Annotated in this window: 16 protein-coding genes; 6 read left to right on the forward strand and 10 right to left on the reverse strand. The window is 72.2% G+C overall.

Annotated features, from left to right (window positions below):
* The first annotated feature begins 17 nt into the window (after positions 1–17).
* The 3 genes from ABD875_RS03975 to ABD875_RS03985 all read left to right on the forward strand — a co-directional run bounded on the left by ABD875_RS03975 (position 18) and on the right by ABD875_RS03985 (position 3,684).
* Entirely contained in the window at positions 18–1,214 is a 1,197-nt protein-coding gene (locus ABD875_RS03975) for a thiolase family protein (RefSeq protein ID WP_345171432.1), read from the forward strand.
* Positions 1,214–3,280, forward strand: a complete 2,067-nt coding sequence (locus ABD875_RS03980) for a 3-hydroxyacyl-CoA dehydrogenase NAD-binding domain-containing protein (protein ID WP_345171434.1) — start codon at positions 1,214–1,216, stop codon at positions 3,278–3,280. The genes ABD875_RS03975 and ABD875_RS03980 overlap by 1 nt, the downstream gene beginning before the upstream one ends.
* Positions 3,281–3,423: 143 nt before the next feature.
* Positions 3,424–3,684 (forward strand): hypothetical protein, encoded by a 261-nt coding sequence (locus ABD875_RS03985; protein ID WP_345171436.1) that lies wholly within the window; start codon positions 3,424–3,426, stop codon positions 3,682–3,684.
* A gap of 11 nt (positions 3,685–3,695) precedes the next feature.
* Here the strand turns inward: ABD875_RS03985 and ABD875_RS03990 are convergent, their stop codons facing one another.
* The gene (locus tag ABD875_RS03990) at positions 3,696–4,112 is read right to left on the reverse strand and encodes a BLUF domain-containing protein (protein ID WP_345171438.1); all 417 of its coding nucleotides are present in this window, start codon (positions 4,110–4,112) and stop codon (positions 3,696–3,698) included.
* An 82-nt stretch (positions 4,113–4,194) separates the two neighbouring features.
* Here ABD875_RS03990 and ABD875_RS03995 point away from each other — a divergent pair, with 82 nt between their 5' ends.
* Entirely contained in the window at positions 4,195–4,878 is a 684-nt protein-coding gene (locus ABD875_RS03995) for a L,D-transpeptidase family protein (RefSeq protein WP_345171440.1), read from the forward strand.
* Positions 4,879–4,995: 117 nt separating this feature from the next.
* Here the strand turns inward: ABD875_RS03995 and ABD875_RS04000 are convergent, their stop codons facing one another.
* From ABD875_RS04000 to ABD875_RS04015, 4 genes are all read right to left on the reverse strand, one after another.
* Positions 4,996–5,211 (reverse strand): amphi-Trp domain-containing protein, encoded by a 216-nt coding sequence (locus ABD875_RS04000; protein ID WP_243057395.1) that lies wholly within the window; start codon positions 5,209–5,211, stop codon positions 4,996–4,998.
* A 9-nt stretch (positions 5,212–5,220) separates the two neighbouring features.
* On the reverse strand, positions 5,221–6,129 hold the full coding sequence (locus ABD875_RS04005; protein ID WP_345171445.1) for a homocysteine S-methyltransferase family protein: 909 nt from the start codon (positions 6,127–6,129) through the stop codon (positions 5,221–5,223).
* A 117-nt stretch (positions 6,130–6,246) separates the two neighbouring features.
* A complete protein-coding gene (locus tag ABD875_RS04010; RefSeq protein ID WP_345171447.1) occupies positions 6,247–6,897 on the reverse strand; it encodes a response regulator in 651 nt (216 codons plus the stop codon).
* On the reverse strand, positions 6,897–8,948 hold the full coding sequence (locus tag ABD875_RS04015; protein ID WP_345171449.1) for a sensor histidine kinase: 2,052 nt from the start codon (positions 8,946–8,948) through the stop codon (positions 6,897–6,899). The genes ABD875_RS04010 and ABD875_RS04015 overlap by 1 nt, the downstream gene beginning before the upstream one ends.
* 170 nt (positions 8,949–9,118) lie before the next feature.
* Here ABD875_RS04015 and ABD875_RS04020 point away from each other — a divergent pair, with 170 nt between their 5' ends.
* Complete coding sequence (locus ABD875_RS04020; protein WP_345171451.1) at positions 9,119–9,742, forward strand: hypothetical protein; 624 nt, start codon at positions 9,119–9,121, stop codon at positions 9,740–9,742.
* A 28-nt stretch (positions 9,743–9,770) separates the two neighbouring features.
* Here the strand turns inward: ABD875_RS04020 and ABD875_RS04025 are convergent, their stop codons facing one another.
* From ABD875_RS04025 to ABD875_RS04045, 5 genes are read right to left on the reverse strand one after another with little or no spacing between them, the layout of a single operon-like run.
* Complete coding sequence (locus tag ABD875_RS04025) at positions 9,771–11,261, reverse strand: amino acid permease (protein ID WP_345171453.1); 1,491 nt, start codon at positions 11,259–11,261, stop codon at positions 9,771–9,773.
* A gap of 40 nt (positions 11,262–11,301) precedes the next feature.
* Positions 11,302–12,510 carry a hypothetical protein gene (locus ABD875_RS04030; RefSeq protein WP_345171455.1) on the reverse strand — a complete coding sequence of 403 codons (1,209 nt, stop codon included), beginning with the start codon at positions 12,508–12,510 and terminating at the stop codon, positions 11,302–11,304.
* Entirely contained in the window at positions 12,491–14,413 is a 1,923-nt protein-coding gene (gene dxs, locus ABD875_RS04035) for a 1-deoxy-D-xylulose-5-phosphate synthase (RefSeq protein ID WP_345171457.1), read from the reverse strand. The genes ABD875_RS04030 and dxs overlap by 20 nt, the downstream gene beginning before the upstream one ends.
* 19 nt (positions 14,414–14,432) lie before the next feature.
* Positions 14,433–15,347 carry an SMP-30/gluconolactonase/LRE family protein gene (locus ABD875_RS04040; protein ID WP_345171459.1) on the reverse strand — a complete coding sequence of 305 codons (915 nt, stop codon included), beginning with the start codon at positions 15,345–15,347 and terminating at the stop codon, positions 14,433–14,435.
* A gap of 8 nt (positions 15,348–15,355) precedes the next feature.
* On the reverse strand, positions 15,356–15,763 hold the full coding sequence (locus ABD875_RS04045; protein ID WP_345171461.1) for an NUDIX domain-containing protein: 408 nt from the start codon (positions 15,761–15,763) through the stop codon (positions 15,356–15,358).
* A gap of 18 nt (positions 15,764–15,781) precedes the next feature.
* Between ABD875_RS04045 and ABD875_RS04050 the strand changes: the two genes are divergently transcribed.
* A complete protein-coding gene (locus tag ABD875_RS04050; protein WP_345171463.1) occupies positions 15,782–16,762 on the forward strand; it encodes a glycosyl hydrolase family 18 protein in 981 nt (326 codons plus the stop codon).
* Positions 16,763–16,777 lie beyond the last annotated feature (15 nt).

Here is a 16,777-nt window from a genome sequence, read left to right on the forward strand (position 1 = left end):
ACCCGCTAGGAGACCCCGTGCCCCGACAGTCGCGAGAAGTCGTCTTCGTCGACGGCGTGCGCACCCCCTTCGGCAAGGCCAAGGGACAGTACGCCGAGACCCGCGCCGACGACCTCGTCATCAAGTGCATCCGCGAGCTGATGCGACGCAACCCGTCGCTGCCGCCCGAGCGGGTCGACGAGGTGGCCGTCGCCGCCACCACCCAGATCGGCGACCAGGGCCTCACCATCGGCCGCACCGCGGCCCTGCTCTCGGGCCTGCCCCAGAGCGTCCCCGGCTACGCGATCGACCGGATGTGCGCCGGCGCCATGACCGCCGTCACCACGACCGCCTCCGGCATCGCCTTCGGCGCCTACGACGTCGCCATCGCCGGCGGCGTCGAGCACATGGGCCGGCACCCGATGGGCGAGGGCGTCGACCCGAACCCGCGCATCCTGTCCGAGCGGCTCGTCGACCCCGACGCGCTCGTGATGGGCAAGACCGCCGAGAACCTGCACGACCGCTACCCGACGATCACCAAGGAGCGCGTCGACGCGTACGCCGTGCGCTCCCAGGAGAAGACCGCCGCGGCGTACGACGCCGGCAAGATCCAGCCCGACCTGGTCCCCGTCGCCACCCGCTCCGCCGAGGAGGGCTGGGGACTCGCGACCACCGACGAGCCGATGCGCCCGGGCACGACCCTGGAGTCGCTGGCCGCGCTGAAGACGCCGTTCCGCGCACACGGCAAGGTGACCGCGGGCAACGCCGCCGGCATCAACGACGGCGCGACCGCGGCGCTGCTCGCCGACGAGGAGACCGCCCGCGAGCTCGGCCTGCCGATCAAGATGCGGCTGGTGTCGTACTCCTTCGTCGGCGTCGAGCCCGAGGTGATGGGCGCCGGCCCGATCCCGGCGACCGAGAAGGCGCTCAAGCAGGCCGGCCTGACCATCGACGACATCGGCGCGTTCGAGGTCAACGAGGCGTTCGCCGTCCAGGTGCTGGCCTTCCTCGAGCACTTCGGCATCGCCGACGACGACGCCCGGGTGAACCCGTACGGCGGCGCCATCGCGATGGGCCACCCGCTGGCCAGCTCCGGCGTGCGGCTGATGACGCAGCTCGCGCGCGCGTTCGAGGAGCACCCGGAGGTCCGCTACGGCCTGACCACCATGTGCATCGGCATCGGCATGGGCGGCACCGTGATCTGGGAGAACCCGAACTGGAAGGCGGCCGCCTGATGAGCGACCTGACGACCCTGCTGACCCGCGCGCAGGAGATCTCCTCCGACGCCGAGCGCGTCACCCAAGCCCACCTGCGCAAGGTCACCCTGCCGGGCGGCGCCGGCGTGATGGGCCTGATCACCCTCGACAACGGCGAGGACCACACCAAGCCGAACACGTTCGGACCGCGCTCGCTGCTGGCTCTCAACGAGGCGATCGACACCGCGCTCGCCGACGACGAGATCGGCTCGATCGGCGTGACCGGCAAGCCGTTCATCCTCGCGGCCGGCGCCGACCTGACGTCGATCTCCGGCGGTGGCCCGGACGCCGTGCGCGTGGTGGCCGAGCTCGGGCACGCGGTCTTCCGCAAGCTCGGCGAGGGCAAGCCGTCGTTCGGCTTCGTCAACGGCCTCGCCCTCGGCGGCGGCCTCGAGGTCGCGCTGCACTGCAGCTACCGCACGGTCATGGACAGCGCGCCCGCGCTCGGCCTGCCCGAGGTCATGCTCGGCCTGGTCCCCGGCTGGGGCGGCGCCTATCTGGTGCCGAACCTGCTCGGCGCCGACAAGGCCGTGACGGTGATCCTCGAGAACCCGCTCAACAACGGCAAGACGCTGAACGGCGCCGCGGCGTACGAGCTCGGCCTCGCCGACGCGGTCTTCTCCGGCGCCGACTACCTCGAGCAGTCGCTGCTGTGGGCGTCCGCGGTGCTGCGGGGCGAGATCGTCGTCGAGCGGCCGCAGGTCGACCGGGGCGAGGCGTGGGACGCGGCGATCGCCCGGGCCGAGGCGCTGGTGCAGGCCAAGACCGGCACCGCGAGCCCGGCGGCCCGCAAGGCCGTCGAGCTGATCGCGCTGGCGAAGACCGCCACCCGCGACGAGGGCTTCGCCGCCGAGGACGACGCGCTCGACGCGATGTCCCGCACGCCGGAGCTGATCGCCTCGCTGTACGCCTTCGACCTGGTGCAGAAGCGTGCCAAGCGTCCCGCCGGTGCGCCCGACCGGTCGCTGGCCCGCCCGGTGACCAAGGTGGGCATCGTCGGCGCCGGCTTGATGGCCTCGCAGATGGCGCTGCTGTTCGTGCGCCGCCTCGAGGTGCCGGTCGTCCTCACCGACCTCGACCAGGAGCGCGTCGACAAGGGCGTGGCCTACGTGCACGCCGAGATCGACAAGCTGCTCGCGAAGGGCCGGATCAGCAACGACAAGGCCAACCGTCACAAGGCCCTGGTGAGCGGCGCCGTCGACAAGGCCGAGGGCTTCGCCGGTGCGGACTTCGTGATCGAGGCCGTGTTCGAGGAGATGTCGGTCAAGAAGTCGGTGTTCGCCGACGTCGAGAAGGCCGTCTCGCCCGAGTGCGTCCTCGCGACGAACACCTCCTCGCTGTCGATCACCGAGATGGCTGCCGACCTCGAGCACCCCGAGCGGGTCGTCGGCTTCCACTTCTTCAACCCGGTCGCGGTGATGCCGCTGCTGGAGATCGTGAAGGGCGAGCAGACCGACGACGCCACGCTGGCCACGGCGTTCGCGACCGGCAAGGCGCTGAAGAAGACCACGATCCTGGTCAAGGACAGCCCGTCGTTCATCGTGAACCGGCTGCTCGGCCGGTTCATGGGCGAGGTCGGCAGGATCGTCGACGAGGGCACTCCGGTGACCGTGGTCGACGGCGCCTTCGCCGGTGTCGCCCCGATGCCGCCGTTCGTGCTGCTCTCGCTCGTCGGGCCGGCGATCGCGCTGCACAACAACGAGACCCTGCACCGTGCGTTCCCCGACCGCTTCTACGTCTCCCCCGCGCTGGAGCGCGTGGTGGCGGCGCGGAAGGCGTCGTACTACGGCCCCGACGGCTCGCTCGACCCCGAGGTCGTGGCCATGCTGGAGCAGCCGGAGAACCCCGTCGTCCTCGAGCCCGCCGAGGTGCGCACCCGCGTGCTCACGGGCCTGGCCGACGAGGCGCGCCGGATGCTCGACGAGGGTGTCGTGGTGGCGGCGGAGGACCTCGACCTGGCGATGATCACCGGCGCCGGGTTCTCGTTCTGGAACGGCGGTCTCACGATGCTGCTCGAGCGCGAGGGCCTCGGCTCGTTCCACTGACCCACCGCCACTGCCGAGCCTGACGAGGCGGGCCACCGTTCGCCGGTGGCCCGCTCGTTGCTCGTGGCGAGTAGGATGGGTGTCGCCCAGCCAAGGTTCCGCGCACCCTGCGTCGACCTGGCGAGAGCAGGTCGGAGAGCGCGATGCTCGAACAACGGCTCCACTCAGGCCCCGTCGAACGCGAACAGGTCGTCTTCTGCCTGCGCGAGCTCCGCGCCGCCCGGGCCCACGTCCAGAAGGCGCGCTACGACACCAGCCTGCGCTGGAAGCGGGACTCCCTGCGCGCCGAGCTGCTCACGGCCCTGGAGGGGTACGCCGCGGCCATCAACCAGCTCGGTGCACCGGTGCCGCACCGGCTGCGGATGGAGATCGACCTCTACCGCGGGCTGCAGAAGCGCGCCTGAGCGACCGTCGCTCAGCGCATCGAGTCGCCGAACGTCCGCAGCAGCTGGTACGCCGCCGGCCCCTGCTCGGCCAGCCCTTCGGCGGCAGGGGCGTGCAGGAAGTCGTTGTAGCCCTCGATGGCCGCCGGGTCGAGGTCGCCCAGGTCGCGGAAGCCCATCGACCAGTCGGGGAACGCCCGCTCCTCGATCGGCTCGCGCAACAGCACGAGGAGCCCGCGGTGGCGCGGGTCCCGCTCGATCTCGGCGAACGTCGACTCGACCGCGTCGGCCGGCCCCTCCAAGACCTGGATGATGTTGCCGCGGCTGTAGAGCAGCAGGCCGGTCAGGTCACGCTCCTCGTTGCGCGGACGCACCTGCACGAGCAGGTCGGCGAGCTGCTTCGGCTCGAGGAGGTCGGTGGCGGAGCTGACGTAGGTCAGGGACAGCATGCGGACATTCTTCACGACGACCGTCGTCCCCGTGACCTCGCGGCCCGCGTCAGTGACGTGCGGAGATGGCATGCTGGGCCGGGTGAGACGCCTCCTCGTGCTCCTCGCCGCCCTCGCCCTGACGCTGACCGTCGCGCCACCCGCCGACGCCGCGGTGTGGGTCACCAAGGCGCAGAAGCGCCTCAACCACCTGGGCTGCAACGCCGGGCCGGCCGACGGCGACCTCGGGCAGTGGACCCGCTCAGCGGTCGTCCGGTTCCAGTCCCGTGAGGGCATCGAGCAGAACGGTCGCCTCGACCAGCCCACCCGCAAGCGCCTGTACGCCGCGGACGCCCCGCGCTGCAACGTGCGCCCGGTCCCGGCCGGCTCCGGGAAGGGCCGGCGGATCGTGATCTCCCAGCGGCAGAACTGGGTCTGGCTCGTGGGCCGCAACGGCAAGGTCGTGTCCCAGGCCGGCATGGTCGACAACACCGGTGTGCTCGGGCGCGGGTCGTACCACGTCGGGTCGTACTGCGGCCGCACCGCGCGGATCAAGGCGAACAGGTCATCCGGCGGGCTGCTGCTGGACAACTTCGTGCGGTTCGCGCCGTGCGGAATCGGGTTCCACCGGATCCCGCGCTACCCGGACAGTGGCAACCAGATCCACGCGGACTGGATCCTGGGCACGAACATGTCGCAGTCGCACGGCTGCATCCGGCTCTCGGCCCGGATGTCACAACGCGTCTGGGACTTCACCGCACGCTCCACACCGGTCCGCGTGGTCTGAACCGGCCAGGCGGACGTCCTGACCACAGCGGCCGTCACTCCCCCATGGAAGCGACGGCCGCCAGGCATGGCTGTTCCGTCGTTCCCATCGGCAGGGACGGGCAGATCGTGAACCGAGCTACCAGCTGATCTCGATCTCCAGCTCGTTGTCCTCGCCCACCTCGAGCTCCACGCTGAGCTCGACCTCGTCGGGCACGGCGACCGTGATCCGGCGGCCGTTCTTCTCCAGCTCGATCTGGTTGTTGCGGGCCAGGACGTCGGCGATCTCGTGCAGCCGCTTGGCGGCGTCCTCGCGCGACATCTTCTGCTCGGACTCGGTCTCGAAGAGCTCCATGAGGTGAGGCTAGACCCTCCAGAGCGCGGCGACGTGCCGCGCGTCGGTGCCGCAGCAGCCGCCGACGATCGACAGGTGCGGGAGCTGGGGCCGCAGCGCGTCGTACGACGAGGCGAGCAGGCCGAGGTCGCCCGCGTCCAGGTCCTCCGCGGCGTCGAGCTCGGCGTGGCTCAGCGTCGAGGCGTTGGGGTTGACCTGGACGATCCGCGACAGCCAGTCCCCGCCGTCGAGCGCCGGCGCGATGTGGGTCGGGTGCGCGCAGTTGACGATGAAGCCGTCCGGCGGGTCCGTGGCGTCGACCCGCTCGACGGCGCCCCGCAGCGAGGTGCCGTCGGGCAGCCGCCCGTCGGTCTCGACGGTGAACCCGATCAGCACCGGGACGCCCGCGCCGCGTGCCGCCCGCACGATGCCGATGCCCTCCTCCGGCCCGGTCAGCGTGTACGCCGCCACCGCGTCCGCGCCCGCCGCGGCGAACGCCTCGACCTGCGCGCGGTGGTAGTCGGCGGCCTCGGCCGGGTCGGCCCGCTCCCCCGCGACGTACCCGTCGCCGCGCGGGCCGACCGCCCCGAGGAGCCGCACGTCGACGAGGTCGGAGTACGCGTCGCGCAGGGACGCCAGGAACTCGATCGCGTCGCGGTTCACCCGGGCGAGCGCGGGAGCGTCGTACCCGACCCGCGCGCCCCAGTCCGGGTTGGCCCGCCACGTGGGCGACTCCAGCGTCAGCCCGACCCCCGCGCGGCGGGCGACGTCGGCGTACCCGTCGAAGTAGCGGCGCAGCAGGTCGCGCCCGCCGTCGTCCTCGACCAGCGGGAACGACGCGAACTCCGGGAGGTCGACGCCGTGGTTGAAGATCAGGTCGGTCTCGAGGCCGCCGTCGCTGACGTACCCGGCGGCGGGGAGGAAGCTGAGGGCACCCATCCCGCCAGTCGACCAGACCCAGGGCACCGCTGGCGACGGGTTTTGGCCCGATTCAGGTGACGCCCCGCCGGGGTGCGGTTGCTGGACCGGACCATGGCGCGTGGCCGGCGTCGACCACTAGCCACCTCCGAGGCCCGCGTCGCGGGCCCGGATGATCACCTCGGCGCGGTCCGTGGCGTGGAGCTTGGCGAGGATGTTCGAGACGTTGTTGCGCACGGTCTTCGGCGCGAGGAACAGCGCCTGCGCGATCTGCGCGTTGTTCTTGCCGGCCGCAATCAGGTCGAGGATCTCCACCTCCCGCTCGGTCAGCTCGGGGAAGGCCGACCGGTCCGGCGCCACCGACCCCGAGAGCAGCTCCGCGATCCGCAGCGCCAGCGAGGCGCCGAACACCAGCCCACCGGCGTGCACGGTCGAGATCGCCCGGGTGACCTCGTCCTGGCTGGCGCCCTTGACGAGGTAGCCCCGGGCGCCGGCCCGCATCGCGGCCAGCACCGTGCCGTCCTCCTCACCCATCGTGAACACCAGCACGCGGGCGTCGGGCAGCTCCTCGACGATCCGCCGGGTCGCGTCGATGCCGTTCAGCACCGGCATCTGGAGGTCCATCACCACCACGTCGGGCCGGAACTCGGTGGCCAGCCCGACCGCCTCGGCGCCGTCGCCGGCGGTCGCCACCACGACGATGTCCGGCTGGGTCTCGAGCAGCGACGCGAGCCCGTCGCGGAAGATCGGGTGATCGTCGGCGATCAGGACCCGTACGGGTTGGGTCATCAGCTCTCCTCTGCGATGGTGGACATCGGCAGCCAGGCCCGCACCCGGGTGCCTCCGGCGGGCGGGCAGACGATCTCGGTGCGGCCGCCGAGCTCCTCGGCGCGCTCCCGGATCGACCGTAGCCCCACCCCGGCCACGACGTCGGGAGCGATGCCGGCGCCGTCGTCGGACACCTCGACGAGCAGGGCGTGCGCGCCACCGTGCAGGCGTACGGCGGCGGTGCTCGCCGCGGCGTGCCGGGCGGTGTTGGTGAGCGCCTCCGACGCGATCCGGTACGCCGCCACCTCGACCGCAGCCGGCAGGGCCGGCACGTCCTCGGCCGCCACGGTCACCGCGAGATCCGACGAGCTCATCCGCTCGGCCTGCTGATCGAGCGCGGCAAGCAGACCGAGGTCGTCGAGCGCGGGCGGACGCAGCCCGTGCACGAGCCGACGCACGTCGGCCAGGGCGTCGGTGATGTCCTGCCGCGACTGGGCGACCAGCCGGCGGGTGGTCTCGGGGTCGCGGTCCAAGGCATTCCCGGCCGCGTCGAGGCGCATCGCCACGCCGCCCAGCACCGGGCCGAGCCCGTCGTGCAGGTCGCGGCGGATCCGGCGGCGGTCGTCCTCGCGGGCCAGCACCAGCTGCTCGCGCGACTGCTGGAGGTCGGCGGCCAGGCGCGCGCTGCGCACCGCCATCGCGGCCTGGCGGACCACGTCGAACAGCAGCGCCTGGTCGCGCTTGGACAGCATCGACCGGACCCCGCGGGCGGGCAGCTCCAGCAGGCCGATCTCCTCGTCGCCGTACCGGATCGGGACCTCGCGGACCTCCGCCGGCCGGTCGCCGTGGGTCGCCGCGACCGTCCCCCCGGCGTGGCCGAGCACCTCGACCCGCACGTAGTCGAGCTTGAACGCGGTGGCCACCTCGACGGCCAGCGCGGGCAGCTGGTCGCGGACGTCGGTGGCCTCCTCGAGCCGGGCGGCCAGGTCGGCGACGACGGCGTACCGGTCGCCCCGCCGGCCGACCAGCGCCCGGCGTACGAGCGCGGAGATCCAGCTGCGCACCGGCGCGTAGATCGTCACCGCGACCAGCAGCAGGATCAGCGTGACGTCGCGCTCGCTGAGGGTGTCGCCGAGCACGGCGTCGAGGAGGGCGACGAGCGCGACGTCGAGCGCGATGACCGCGCCCGCCACGACCGCCCAGACGACGGTGCCGCCCATCAGCGCGTCCACGTCCCCGAGCTCGGGATCCAGGATGCCGATCGCGATCGAGACGCCCGTGACCGCGAGCGCGAGCACCAGCGCGACCGAGACGACCACGCCGTTCTGGAGCACGACGCCGAGGCCGGCCATCACTACGCAGACCACGGCCGCCCAGAGCAGCCACCGGATCTGCAGCCGCTCCCGGCCGGTCGCGCGCCGCTGCCGGGCGAACAGCACGGCCACCGCGAGCGGCAGGGCGAGCAGCGTGACGACGCGCGCGACGCCGAGCAGCCCGAAGAACATGTCCTCCGACAGCGGGATCTCCGGCATGCCGGTGTCCATCGGCAGCGGCTCCTCGTCGCCGACGATCGACATCGGCGCGAACAGCAGCAGCGCGGGCAGCGCGCACGCCATCACGATGGCCGCGACCCCGACCTTCCCCCAGCGGCCCGGCATTGGGCGCCCGGTCGGGTACAGCACCAGCACGGTCGGGAGCCCGACCAGGAGGAACGCGCCCAGCTGCGCAACGACCCACAGGGCGAACCCGGTCAGCGGGAGGTACGGCGTGTGCGCCATCCCGAACGCCGTGTACGACTCGCACAGCCCGTCGAACGACCACAGCAGCCCGGTGGCCGCGAGCACCCAGGCGACGGGGTGGCGCGGGTAGCGCCACAGGACCGAGGCCGCCGTGACGACGGTGAGCAGGCCGACGAAGCCGGAGAGCGTGCCCCAGCCCATCGACGCCCGGGCCCGGTCTGCCGGGTCGTTGACGACGTCGAGCCAGAGGCAGCCGAGGAGCATGGCGATCGCCAGGGCCGAGACGGCGATCGCGGGCCCGCGCCCTGGAGCCCCCTGGTCGGCTGAGTTCACCCGAGAAGTATCGGTGCGCCGACGTCCCGTCGTCCCGGGATCGGCGTCCCGCGCGGCCGGGACGCTCTCGGGGGACGGAGCGCGGGACGCCGACCCCTGCTGCCCGGGCCGCGTCCCGCACGAGGGTTCTCGGCATCGAACCTCGATCCGACCACCCGAAGGAATCCACCATGTCCGTCCAGCACACCCCCGCACCCGCCCGCTCCGACGTACGCCGCCCGGCCGGCGTCGGCCGCTCCGCCCCGGCCCGGCCGTTCTTCAAGCGCGGCATGCTGCTCACCGTGGGCGCCGTCGCGTGGGGCGTCGACTCCCTGATCTTCGGCACCGACCCCGACGGTCAGCTCGAGGAGGCGCTCTCCTCGATCACGGGAGGCATGTTCCAGATCGGCCTCATGGGCCTGCTCACCGTGCTGTACGCGACCAAGGCTCTCGGCGAGGGCGGGCTCGCCCGCTTCTTCCTGCGTCTCGAAGGCGTCATCCTGGTCTTCGCCATGGGCTCCACGCTCGCGGACGGGATCGGGGTCTCCGACTTCGACAAGCTCGGGTGGGTCCTGCTGGACATCTGCTGGCCGCTGTCGATGCTCGGCATGTTCTTCATCGGCATCCGAGTCGCGATCGCCGGTCGCTGGACCGGCAAGGACCGCTACTGGCCGCTGATCGCCGAGTCGTGGGGCCCGATCTGCGTGCCGACGTTCGCGATCTTCGGCAGCACGGTCGCCGGCGTCGTCTCGTTCGTCCACCTCTGCGTCGGCTACGGCGTGCTCGGTCAGCTGGTGGCGCGCAAGCAGCGCTGACCCACCCGGTCGGGGCCTGAGCCGTGGCTCAGGCCTCGACCTGCTTCTCCGGCTGGTTCTGGAGCCGGCTGTGCCGGCGGCCGTAGACGAAGTAGACCACCAGGCCGAGGGCCATCCAGATGACGAACCGCTCCCAGGTCTCCCCGGTCAGGTTGAGCATCAGGTAGACGCACATGATCACGGCGAGCGTGGAGACCACGGGCAGGAACGGCGTGCGGAAGGCGCGCGGCAGGTCGGGGCGACGGCGCCGCAGGACGACCACCCCGACGCTGACCAGGATGAACGCGAACAGGGTGCCGATGTTGACCAGGCTCACCAGCGTGGACAGGTCGACGAGTCCGGCCAGGGCGGCGACCACCACGCCGGTGATGGCCGTGATCCGGTACGGCGTGCCGTACGTCGGGTGCACCTTGGCGATCCAGCGCGGGAAGAGCCCGTCGCGACCCATCGCGAACCCCACCCGCGTCTGGCCGAGCATCAGGATCATCACGACCACCACGAGCCCGATGCAGGCCCCGACCGAGATCAGGTCTCCCATCCACTCGACGCCGGCGTAGTCGAACGCGGTCGCGAGCGGGGCGGCGTCCTCGGGATCGATCTCCGAGTAGGGCTGGATGCCGGTGACGACCAGGCTCACGCCGGCGTACAGGACCGTCACGATCAGCAGCGAGCCGAGGATGCCGATCGGGACGTCCCGGCGCGGGTTCTTCGCCTCCTCGGCGGTGGTGGCGACGATGTCGAAGCCGATGAACGCGAAGAACACGATCGCCGCACCGGAGACCACGCCGGCCAGCCCGTAGACGGCCGGGTCGATGCCGAACAGCGACGTGATCAGGGGCAGCTCGGAGAACCCGCCCTCGCCCTCGGGCACCGGCTGCGACTCGGGGATGAACGGCACCCAGTTCGACGGGTCGACGTACACGATGCCGACAACGATCACGGTCGCGACGACGGCGAGCTTGATCGCGACCACGACCTGGTTGACCCGGCTCGAGAACTTCGTGCCCCGGATCAGCATCGCCATGACCACCAGCGCGATCACGATGGCGGGCAGGTCGACGACGCCGTCGGAAGCCGAGGAGATCGAGGTCGGCACCTCGAGCGCGGTGCCGTCGAGCAGCGACTGGAGATAGCCGGAGAAGCCGACCGCCAGCGCGGCCGACCCGATGGTGAACTCCAGGATCAGGTCCCAGCCGATGATCCAGGCGACCAGCTCGCCGAGCGTGGCGTAGCTGAAGGTGTACGCGCTGCCGGCGACCGGCACGGTCGACGCGAACTCGGCGTAGCACAGGCCGGCCAGGGCACAGGCGATGCCGGCGATCAGGAAGCTGAGGGCCAGCGCGGGCCCGGAGTTGGACGCCGCCACCGTGCCGGTGAGGACGAAGATGCCCGCTCCGATGATGACGCCGACGCCGAAGACGACGAGGTCCGTCGCGGAGAGGTCCTTGCGCAGCTTGGTGTCGGGGTCGTCGGTGTCGGCGATGGACTGTTCGATCGACTTCATCCGGAACAGGCTCATGAAGACACAGTCTCCACGGGTCGATCGCGGGAAACCACCGTCAGGGCATGCCCGCCGACGGGTCGTAGAGCGCGAGGATCATGCGGTCAGCCTGGTCGGCGAGCTCAGCGGCGGTCAGGCCGAGCTGCTCGCGCAGCACGACGTCGGGGTCGGCACCCGGCACGGCCATCGCGTCGAGCAGCTGCCACGGGGCGCTCTCGCCGAAGGCGTCGGCGACGTACTCGACGGCCCACCAGGAGAGCCCGTAGTGCACCTCGGAGTCGTCGCCGTTGAAGGAGTCGTTGTCGGGGAGGTCGGTGACGCCCTCCTCGGCGGCCCGCAGCGCGACCTCGGGGATCCGGCGGTCCTCGGGCGCCAGCGGCCGTACCGCGACGTACTCGGCGAGGCCCTCGGACAGCCAGACGGGCGCCGCGTCGTCATGGACGCCGACGGCGACGTGGGTGAGCTCGTGGCGGACCAGGCGGTCCCGCTCGCGGCCGGCCTGGCCGAGCATCCGCGGGTTGAGCGCGACGCGGGTGCTGTCCCCCACCGGGAACGCGACCGCGTCGAGGTCGCCCGGGTCGTCACCGGGGACGTCGTCGAGCCCGAGCAGGAACTCCGGGTCGCTCAGCGCGTAGACGACGACCGACCCGCTCCAGTCGTACGGCACGGTCGCGGTCACGCTGGCGATCCCCGACTCCACCGAGTCGAGCAGTGCCGGCGAGGCGTCGACGCTGCCGGCGTCGAAGACCCCGAGCACCCCGGCGCCCTCCCGCACCTCGACCGGCCCCAGGTCCCAGGGCTGCGGGCTGGCCGGGAGGATCGACGTCAGCAGGAAGCGGGCGGGCTGCTTCGGCGCCGGGCGGAACCGGAGCCGGGTCGGGGTGACGACGGGAGCGGGGTCGTACCCCTCGAGCTGGAGGACGAGGTCGGCGGTCACCGAGTAGGCGTCGCCGTCGCGGACCAGGCTCCCCCGGTCGAGCTCGTAGCGGAGCCGCCGGACCGGGAGCTGCGTGACGTTCGTGAACCAGGTCTCCTGGGCGTCTCGGAACCGCCCGCCGCCGCCGACGAGGCGCGCGAACGCCTCCGGGTCGGCCTGTCGGACCGCCTGGGCCCGGGCGTCGAGCGCGCGGGTGATCGCCCGGACGGCGTCGGGAGGTGCCGGGGTCGGCGTGGCCCCGGGGTCGTCGCCGCCGGAGCAGCCGGCCAGCGCCGCCGCCAGCAGGACCAGGGCGGCGGCCGCGCGCGGGCTACGGCGTGTGGTCGACATCAACAGGAGAACGACCGTCCGCGAGCGCGGTCATGTCCTCCACGATGCCCATCTCCTCGACGATGGACAGGGCGATGGCCTGTGGGGTCAGCCCGATCCGCTCGAGGATCGCCGGTCGCTTGGCGTGGTCGAGGAAGTCCTGCGGGATCCCGTGCAGGCGGAACGGCGTGTGCACGCCGGCCTTGTTCAGCGTCTGCAGCAGCACGGCGCCGCAGCCACCGGTCTCGCCGTTGTCCTCGATGCTGACCACGAGCCGGTGCTCGCGCGCGAGCTCGACGATCGCGGGGTCGACCGGCTTGACCCAGCGCGGGTCGACGACGGTGACGCCGATGCCCTGCGCGACCAGGCGCTCGGCCACGCCGACGCCGACCTCGGCCATCGAGCCGACGGCGACCACCAGGACGTCCTTGGTGCCGTTGCGGACCAGCACGTCGGCGCCGCCGGCCTTGCCGACCGCGTCGATGTCCGCCGGCGGCGGACCCTTCGGGAAGCGCACGACGGTCGGGGCGTCGTCGACCTCGACTGCCTCGTTGACGAGCTCGTGCAGCCGCGTCGCGTCGCGGGGTGCGGCGAGCCGGAGCCCGGGCACCACCTGGAGGATCGACATGTCCCACATGCCGTTGTGGCTGGCGCCGTCGTCGCCGGTGACGCCGGAGCGGTCGAGCACGAACGTGACGCCGCACTTGTGCAGCGCGACGTCCATCAGCACCTGGTCGAAGGCCCGGTTCAGGAACGTGGCGTAGACCGCGAACACCGGGTGCAGCCCGCCGAGGGCGAGGCCGGCGGCCGAGGTGGTGGCGTGCTGCTCGGCGATGCCCACGTCGAAGGTGCGGTCCGGGAACCGCGCCTGGAACGCGTCGAGTCCCACCGGGTGCATCATCGCCGCGGTGATCGCGACGACGTCCTGCCGGCGCTGGCCGAGGTCGACCATCGTCTCGGAGAAGTAGTCGGTCCAGATCTTGCCCTTGGGCTTCTCCGCGCCGGTCTGCACGTCGAACGGCCCGGGCGCGTGGAACTGGTCGGCCTCGTGCCGCTCGGCCGGGTCGTAGCCGTAGCCCTTGCGGGTGATCGCGTGGACGATCACGGGGCCGTTGAACTTCTTCGCCTGCACGAGGAGCTGCTCGACGGCCGCGCGGTCGTGGCCGTCGACGGGGCCGACGTACTTCAGCCCGAGGTCCTCGAAGAGGCCCTGGGGGGCGAGCGCGTCCTTCACACCCTTCTTCATGGCGTGCAGCGCGTCGTACGCCGCCGGGCCGACGCCCGGCACGGCGTTGAGGCGCCGCTTGACCATGTCGAGGACGTTCTCGTAGCGCGGGTTCGTGCGCAGGCGGGTCAGCGCGGTCGCCAGGCCGCCGATGGTCGGGGTGTAGGAGCGGCCGTTGTCGTTGACGACGATGACGAGCTTGCTGCGGTCCGCGATCGCGATGTTGTTGAGCGCCTCCCAGGCCATGCCGCCGGTCAGCGCGCCGTCGCCGATGACCGCCACGACGTGCCGGTCCTCCCCCCGGATGGTGTACGCCTTGGCGAGACCGTCTGCGTAGCTCAGCGCGGTCGAGGCGTGGGAGTTCTCGACGATGTCGTGGTCCGACTCGGCCTGGCTCGGGTAGCCGCTGAGGCCGCCCTCGCGGCGCAGCGTGCCGAACGTCGCGGCGCGGCCCGTGACGAGCTTGTGCACGTACGACTGGTGACCGGTGTCGAAGACGACCCGGTCACGCGGGGAGTCGAAGACGCGGTGGATCGCCAGCGTCAGCTCGACGACGCCGAGGTTCGGCCCGAGGTGGCCGGTGTTGGTCGCCACCGTGCGGATCAGCAGGTCGCGGATCTCGGCCCCGAGGGTCTCCAGCTGGGCGTCGTTGAGGTCGCGCAGGTCCCGCGGGGACGTGATCGAGTCGAGGAGGCCCATGACCGGCGAGTCTACGTGTTCAGAGGTCGACGACCGCGATCGCGGGCTCGTGCAGGCTGCCCAACCAGAGCCGGCCGTCGTGCTCCCGGACCCCCGTGACCATGTGGTACGTCGCATCGGGCAGGTCGACGTCGTGGACGAGCGTGCCGGCGTCGTCGTACGCCTGCGCGCGGATGGTGCGCTTCGGCTTGGGCTGCAGCCGCTCCGGGATCTTCGTCACGCTGCGGCGCAGCGGCCCGGGCGACTTCTGCAGCAGCTCGACGACCGGGTCCTTGGGGCTGGCGATCGAGATCCAGATGAGGCCGTCGCTCCCCCGCGCGATGTTGTCGGGATAGCCGGGCAGGTCGGTGACCAGGAAGTCACGGGTGCCGGCCTTCGGCCCGGTGAGCCACCAGCGCACGACCGTCCGGGCGCCGGTCTCGGCGACCGCGACGTACGACTCGTCCGCGGCCAGCGCGACGCCGTTGGCGAAGGCCAGGCCGTCGATGACGACCTCCGGGACCAGGTCCGAGCCGAGCCGGGCGAGCCGGCCGGTGCGGGTGTTCTGGACGAAGTCGTCCTTCCACTGCTCGATGCCGAACTTCGTGGAGGAGTCGGAGAACCACACCGTCCCGTCAGACCCGATCGCGGCGTTGTTGCAGAACCGCATGGTCGCGCCGTCGAGCGAGTCGACGACCTCCTCGACCCCGCCGGTGCGCGGATCGACGCGCAGCAGGCCGCGGTGCGCGTCGCAGACCAGGAGCCGCCCGTCCAGGTCCACCTCGAGCCCGAGCGGCCGACCGCCGGTCTGAGCGACGCGCTCGACGTCGCGACCGTCGTGGGAGACCCGGAACACCGAGCCGTCCTCGGTGCCGGTGTAGACGGTGCCGTCAGCGGCGACGACGACGTCCTCCGCCCCGGGACCGGGGACCGCGATGACCTCGAGGGTGCTCATGGGGGCCATCAGAGCAGATCGCGGTACCGCGCGGAACCGAGGAGGTCCGTGAGCTGCGGGCGCACGACGTCGGCCAGGTCGAGGTCGAACACGACATCGGGGTCGACGAACACGATCTGCCGGCCCTCACCGAGGACGACGTCGGCGTCGGTGAGGTCGACGCGCGCGGTCCAGATCCAGTACGTCCCGCGGTCGAGCCGGTCCTCGCGCCACAGGGTCAGCGCGCCGGGCGGCAGCGCGATCCCGGTCTCCTCCTCGAGCTCGCGGTAGGCCGCGGACTCGGGGTCCTCCCCGTCCTCGACGTGACCACCGACCAGCGCCCACTTCTCCGGGTCGTAGACGGGGTGCTCGTCGCGCTCCTGCAGCAGCAGCCAGCCCCGGCTGTCGACGAGGACGATGCAGGCGAAGCGGGGCATGGATGTCACGCTAGCGACATGCGTCTCGTGGCCCTGCTGCTGTCCCTCGCCGTGCTCGCTCCCACCGCTCCGGCGGCGGCCCAGGAGCCCGACGGGCTCGAGGTCACCGGGTGGATCCTGCAGAGCGCGCCGGACCGGACCGTCACGCGCAACGCGGACGGGATCAGCACCCTCAGCGTCGCCGGCGTGAGCATCGGTCCGGGCGGCGACCGGGTCGCCGCGCCGACCGACGACGCCCGCCGGCTGCTCCGGACCGCGCACCGCAACGGCCTGGACGCCGAGCTCCTGGTCAGCAACTACAGCAACCGGCTCGAGGCGTTCGACCCCCGCGCGGCGCACCGGCTGCTCGACAGCGACCGGAACGTCGCGGCCGTGGCCGAGCGGCTCGGCCGGTTCGCCCGCCAGGGCTGGGACGGCATCAACGTCGACCTCGAGGTGGTCCGCCGCAGCGACGCGGACGGGCTGGTCGCCTTCGTCCGGGCGATCCAGGACGCGATGCCCGCGGCCAAGACCGTGACGATCGACGTCAGCGCCACCGGCTCCCTCGACGGCTACCGGGACCGCGGGTACCGGATGCGCGCGCTCGGCGAGGCCGCCGACACCATCAAGCTGATGACGTACGACGAGCACGGGCCGACCTGGACGGGCCCGGGGCCGGTGGGCTCGCTCGACTGGCAGCGCCGCTCGCTCGAGGCCGCGCTGGACGCCGTACCCCCGGCGAAGCTGGACCTCGGCGTGGCCGGCTACGGCTACAGCTGGCCGAAGCACCGCACCGGCCGCAGCTACACGATCCCGACGATCCGCCGGATGGTCGAGCGCGACGGCGCCCGCCCGCGGTGGAGCGCCGAGGACGGCGAGTGGACGACCACCCTGTCGAACGGCACCGTGCTGTGGTGGTCGGACGCGCGGTCGTACGCCCGCCGGGTCGACCTGGCCCAGGAGCACGGCTTGCACGGTCTGGCGCTCTGGCGTCTGGGATCGGCGGACACCCTGCGCTGAGCGCCCCTATCCTGC

It is taken from the genome of Nocardioides caricicola, from assembly GCF_039541135.1.
Taxonomy (GTDB): domain Bacteria; phylum Actinomycetota; class Actinomycetes; order Propionibacteriales; family Nocardioidaceae; genus Nocardioides; species Nocardioides caricicola.

Bases quoted from the DNA above. Each gene is read 5' to 3' on its own strand.
- ABD875_RS03980 (WP_345171434.1), top strand. From the start codon at position 1,214: ATGAGCGACCTGACGACCCTGCTGACCCGCGCGCAGGAGATCTCCTCC.
- ABD875_RS03985 (WP_345171436.1), top strand. From the start codon at position 3,424: ATGCTCGAACAACGGCTCCACTCAGGCCCCGTCGAACGCGAACAGGTC.
- ABD875_RS03990 (WP_345171438.1), bottom strand. From the start codon at position 4,112: ATGCTGTCCCTGACCTACGTCAGCTCCGCCACCGACCTCCTCGAGCCG.
- ABD875_RS04000 (WP_243057395.1), bottom strand. From the start codon at position 5,211: ATGGAGCTCTTCGAGACCGAGTCCGAGCAGAAGATGTCGCGCGAGGAC.
- ABD875_RS04005 (WP_345171445.1), bottom strand. From the start codon at position 6,129: ATGGGTGCCCTCAGCTTCCTCCCCGCCGCCGGGTACGTCAGCGACGGC.
- ABD875_RS04010 (WP_345171447.1), bottom strand. From the start codon at position 6,897: ATGACCCAACCCGTACGGGTCCTGATCGCCGACGATCACCCGATCTTC.
- ABD875_RS04020 (WP_345171451.1), top strand. From the start codon at position 9,119: ATGTCCGTCCAGCACACCCCCGCACCCGCCCGCTCCGACGTACGCCGC.
- ABD875_RS04025 (WP_345171453.1), bottom strand. From the start codon at position 11,261: ATGAGCCTGTTCCGGATGAAGTCGATCGAACAGTCCATCGCCGACACC.
- ABD875_RS04030 (WP_345171455.1), bottom strand. From the start codon at position 12,510: ATGTCGACCACACGCCGTAGCCCGCGCGCGGCCGCCGCCCTGGTCCTG.
- dxs (WP_345171457.1), bottom strand. From the start codon at position 14,413: ATGGGCCTCCTCGACTCGATCACGTCCCCGCGGGACCTGCGCGACCTC.
- ABD875_RS04040 (WP_345171459.1), bottom strand. From the start codon at position 15,347: ATGAGCACCCTCGAGGTCATCGCGGTCCCCGGTCCCGGGGCGGAGGAC.
- ABD875_RS04045 (WP_345171461.1), bottom strand. From the start codon at position 15,763: ATGCCCCGCTTCGCCTGCATCGTCCTCGTCGACAGCCGGGGCTGGCTG.
- ABD875_RS04050 (WP_345171463.1), top strand. From the start codon at position 15,782: ATGCGTCTCGTGGCCCTGCTGCTGTCCCTCGCCGTGCTCGCTCCCACC.